5 protein-coding genes are annotated in these 4699 nt (G+C 39.3%); all 5 read left to right on the forward strand.

Annotated elements, in window-relative coordinates:
• The coding region (locus tag ABZA26_RS08030; protein ID WP_372714002.1) for a 2-isopropylmalate synthase at nt 1-1465 on the forward strand (1465 nt) is incomplete at its 5' end.
• A 17-nt stretch (nt 1466-1482) separates the two neighbouring features.
• Nucleotides 1483-2781, forward strand: coding sequence for an aconitase/3-isopropylmalate dehydratase large subunit family protein (locus ABZA26_RS08035; protein WP_372714008.1), 1299 nt, complete (start codon nt 1483-1485; stop codon nt 2779-2781).
• 3 nt (nt 2782-2784) lie between these two features.
• On the forward strand, nt 2785-3324 hold the full coding sequence (locus tag ABZA26_RS08040; protein WP_372714004.1) for a 3-isopropylmalate dehydratase: 540 nt from the start codon (nt 2785-2787) through the stop codon (nt 3322-3324).
• A complete protein-coding gene (gene leuB, locus ABZA26_RS08045) occupies nt 3305-4405 on the forward strand; it encodes a 3-isopropylmalate dehydrogenase (protein WP_372714006.1) in 1101 nt (366 codons plus the stop codon). The genes ABZA26_RS08040 and leuB overlap by 20 nt, the downstream gene beginning before the upstream one ends.
• A 54-nt stretch (nt 4406-4459) precedes the next feature.
• On the forward strand, nt 4460-4699 hold a 240-nt coding region (locus tag ABZA26_RS08050), incomplete at its 3' end, for a dihydroxy-acid dehydratase (RefSeq protein ID WP_372714007.1).

Genomic DNA, 4699 nt, shown 5'->3' on the forward strand with positions numbered 1-4699 from the left:
ACCAGGAGTTAACCTTTCAATCGAGGAAAAATTGACAATTGCGAGAAATCTAGAGGATCTTAATGTGGACATTATAGAGGCTGGATTTGCAATAGCTTCAGAAGCTGATTTTGAAGCCATAAGAGAAGTAGCAAGAGCAGTTAAAAAATGTAAAGTTGCATCTCTTGCAAGGGCAACTACAAAGGATATAGACAGAGCGTGGGATGCAGTAAAAGAAGCAAAGTATCCAAGAATCCACACTTTTATTGCCACATCTGATATTCATATGAAATACAAGCTGAAAATGACAGAAGACGAAGTATATAACCAGGCTGTAGAGATGGTGAAATATGCAAAATCTAAGGGGTGTGAAGTTCAGTTTTCATGTGAGGATGCTTCGAGAACGAGACCTGAGTTTCTTTACAGAGTTTTAGAAGGTGTAATTGATGCAGGGGCTATAGTTGTAAACATTCCGGACACAGTTGGATTTTCGTACCCAGAAGAGTTTTACGAGATCATAAAAGGGATAAAAGAAAATGTACCAAATATAGAAAAAGCTGAAATTGCAGTTCATTGTCATAATGATCTTGGGCTAGCTACAGCAAATGCTCTAGCTGCAATTCGTGCCGGAGCTTCACAGATAGAGTGTACTGTAAACGGTCTAGGAGAGAGAGCCGGGAATACTGCAATAGAAGAACTTGCAATGACACTGAAAGTGAGACCTGAAGGATATGGAGCTGAATGCGGAATAAATCACAGCAAAATTTATCACGTAAGTAAAACAGTGAGTAAGCTTACAGGTGTGGACATCCAGCCAAATAAAGCCGTAGTAGGAGATAATGCTTTTGCTCACGAATCCGGGATACATCAGCACGGAGTCCTAGAGAACAGCAGTACTTATGAGATAATGACTCCAGAGAGCATTGGAAGAACAAAAAATAAGCTTGTATTCGGGAAACATTCTGGAAAACATGCTTTCAAAGATAAATTGATTGAACTCGGATATGAATTATCTGATGAAAAAATAGATGACATTTTCAAGAAATTTAAAAAACTTACAGACATTAAAAAAGAAATTCTGGATGAGGACATCGAATCTCTTGCTCTTGGTGGACTAAGAACAGTGGAAAAATCCTACGATCTTACTAGTTTCAACATAATACGAGTTCCTGGACACTCTACTAAGGCAGAGGTAAAAATGGTGGCAAAAAGCGAGATAAGAACTGCAACTGCTGAAGGTGACGGGCCTGTAAGTGCTGTGTACAACGCCATTAATACAATAACAGGATGCAAAGACTGCACACTTAAAGATTATTCTATAAAAAGTATAACAAGTGCTTCTGATGCCCAGGGTGAGGCAAGGGTAGAAGTGGAAATAGATGGTAAAGTATATATCGGTAAGGGAATCAAGACTGATATAATAGAGGCAAGTGCAATAGCCTATATAGATGCAATAAACAGAAGCTTAATACATGTAAAAAAATAGGGGGGAAAACTGTGGGAATGACAATTGTTGAAAAAATTCTTGCTAAAAAATCAAATAAAGAGAAAGTGACTCCAGGTGAAAACATTTGGGTAGATGTTGACGCTTTGTTAACACATGATGTTTGTGGTCCTGGAGCAGCATCTATATTCAAACGTGAATTTGGTGAGGATGCCAAGGTCTGGGACAAAGAAAAAGTTATTTTAATTCCAGACCACTATATTTTTACAAAAGATAAGTATGCAATGAGAAACCTAGAGATAGTAAAAGAGTTTGCCAAGGAGCAGGATCTTAAGTATTATTATGAACCTTTTACATCAGATTATAAAGGTGTATGTCACGTTGCCTTTGCTGAAGAGGGTCATGCAAGGCCTGGACAGGTTATGTTTGGTACAGATTCTCATACGTGTACTGCAGGAGCCTTTGGACAATTTGCCACAGGAATAGGAAATACAGACGCAGGATTTATAATGGGGACTGGAAAACTTTGGGTAAAAGTTCCTGAAACAATAAAATTTACCTTTAAAGGGAAATTTCCAAAATATGTCATGGGAAAAGATATAGTTCTTCAGACTATAGGGGATGTAGGATTTGACGGAGCTACTTACTGCTGTATGCAGTATGATGGCGAAGCCATAGGCGACTTAAATATGGATGAGAGGATGACTATCTGCAACATGGCTATAGAGGCCGGAGGTAAATGCGGAATAATCGAACCTGATCAGACAACTATAGATTATGTAAAAGCCAGAACAGACGAGCCTTTTGAAGTATTTCATTCAGATGCAGATGCAAAGTATAAAAGTGAGTACATCTATGATGCGGCGGAAATGGAGCCTGTAGTGGCTCAGCCTTATTCTCCTGCAAATATTGAGAAGGCAAAAAACCTAGAGGATGTAAAGATAACAAGATCTTATATAGGTTCTTGCACAGGAGGAAAAACTACAGATTTCTATGCAGCTGCAGAAATATTAAAAGGAAGAAAAACAGTTGTGGATACATTTATAGTTCCTGCGACTAAACAGGTGGAAAAAGATCTGAACGAGATAAAAATCGGTGACGAAACACTTATGGAAATACTTGAAAAAGCCGGTTGTTTAATAGGCCCGCCATCATGTGGAGCATGTCTTGGAGGACCTGAAGACACCTTTGGGAGAACACATTCAAACGAGGTAGTAATCTCTACTACTAACAGAAACTTCCATGGAAGAATGGGGTCAATGGAATCAAAAGTATATCTTGCATCACCATATACAGCAGCAGCATCAGCTGTTACAGGTTATATTACAGATCCAAGAAAGTTCATGGAGGGGGAGTAAGAGATGAATGACATTATAAGAGGAAAAGTTTATGTTTTAGGTGACGATATAGATACAGATCAGATAATACCGGCATCACGTCTTGTATACAGAGTCGATGATCCTGAAGAATCTAAACTATATGGTAAGTATGCCCTTTCAGGACTACCAGCTGAGATAAAAGAAGCCGCTCCTTTTATCAAAGAAGGTGAGTTTACCAGTGAGTTTACAGTTGTTGTGGCAGGTAAAAATTTTGGATGTGGTTCTTCCAGAGAACACGCACCTCTTTGTCTGGAAAAAGCCGGCATCAAGGCTGTTATAGCTGAAAGTTATGCCAGAATTTTTTATAGAAACTCCATAGACGGTGCATTTTTAATACCATATGAATCTGAAGCTAAAATATTTGATAAATTTTCCACAGGTGACGAGATAGAACTAGACGGGGAAAAGAACATAATAAAGAACGTGACAACAGGAGAAGAGTTCTCTTTGAAATCAATGGGCGATGCCTATGAAATAGTAAAGGCCGGGGGGATATTTAAGTATGCAAAAAACAAAATGTAATGATATGAAAACATACAAAATAGCACTTTTACCTGGAGATTATATAGGGGAAGAGATAACTTCAGGAGCAGTAAAGGTAATGGAGAGAGTAGGGAAAGCCTATGGAGTAGACTTTCAGTTCACAAGGGGAGCTATAGGGGGAGCAGGTCTTGATGAAGCAGGACATCCTTTTCCAGAGGCTACAAAAAAAATATGCAGAGAAAGTGATGCAGTATTTTTAGGTGCTGTAGGGGGACCTAAGTGGGACAGTGCAGCCTCAAACCTGAGACCTGAAAGAGGACTACTAGAACTTCGTAAGGAGCTGGGAGTTTTTGCAAACCTGAGACCTGTAAAAATCCACAGTTCTTTGAGAGATAAGAGTCCTCTGAAAGAGAGTATTATAGGAGAAAATTTAGATATCCTTATAGTTAGAGAGCTTATAGGGGGAATCTACTTCGGAGAAAAAAAGAGAGAGGGAGACAAGGCATATGATGTCATGTCTTATTCTGTAGAAGAGGTAGAGAGAATTGCTGAGATTGCATTCCAGGCTGCCTCTAAAAGAGATAAAAGAGTAACAAGTGTAGACAAGGCAAATGTACTGGAAAGCTCTAAACTGTGGAGAGAAACAGTAGAAAAGGTAGCTAAAAAATACCCGGATATAGAGCTCAGCCATCTATATGTAGACAATGCAGCTATGCAGCTTGTGATCAACCCGAGACAGTTTGATGTAATACTCACAAGTAATATGTTTGGAGATATATTATCAGATGAAGCCAGTGTGATATCTGGTTCTATCGGAATGCTTCCTTCGGCAAGTCTTGGGAAGGGAGTGGGTCTTTTTGAACCTATCCACGGTTCGGCTCCTGACATAGCAGGACAGGACAAGGTAAACCCTATGGCCACAATATTGTCTGGTGCTATGATGCTGAGACATTCTTTTGAGATGGAAGAGGCTGCACAGCTTATAGAAAAAGCTGTGGAAGCGGTACTTGAAAAAGGATACAGAACAGGTGATATTTACAGCGGAACTGAGAAACTTGTTGGGACAAAAGAGGTAGTAGAGAAAATAATGGAAGAGATTGAAGCTCTTCTATCAAAATAGAATTGTTTTTCATTATTGTTAGGTAGTTCATATTTATAAAGGGAAGGGGAATATATGAAAAGTGATGTAGTTAAAAAAGGAGTGGCGAGATCGCCTCACAGAAGTCTTCTCAAGGCTCTTGGCCTTACAGAAAGAGAGATACAGGCTCCGTTTATAGGGGTTGTAGGTTCATTCAATGAATTGGTACCAGGGCATGTACACCTTAAGACAATAATAGATTCAGTAAAAAGCGGAATAAGAATGGGCGGGGGAGTTCCGTTTGAATTCTCTACAATCGCAGTGTGTGACGGACTG

Origin of the sequence: Ilyobacter sp. (genome assembly GCF_041583315.1) — a bacterium.
Lineage (GTDB): Bacteria > Fusobacteriota > Fusobacteriia > Fusobacteriales > Fusobacteriaceae > Ilyobacter.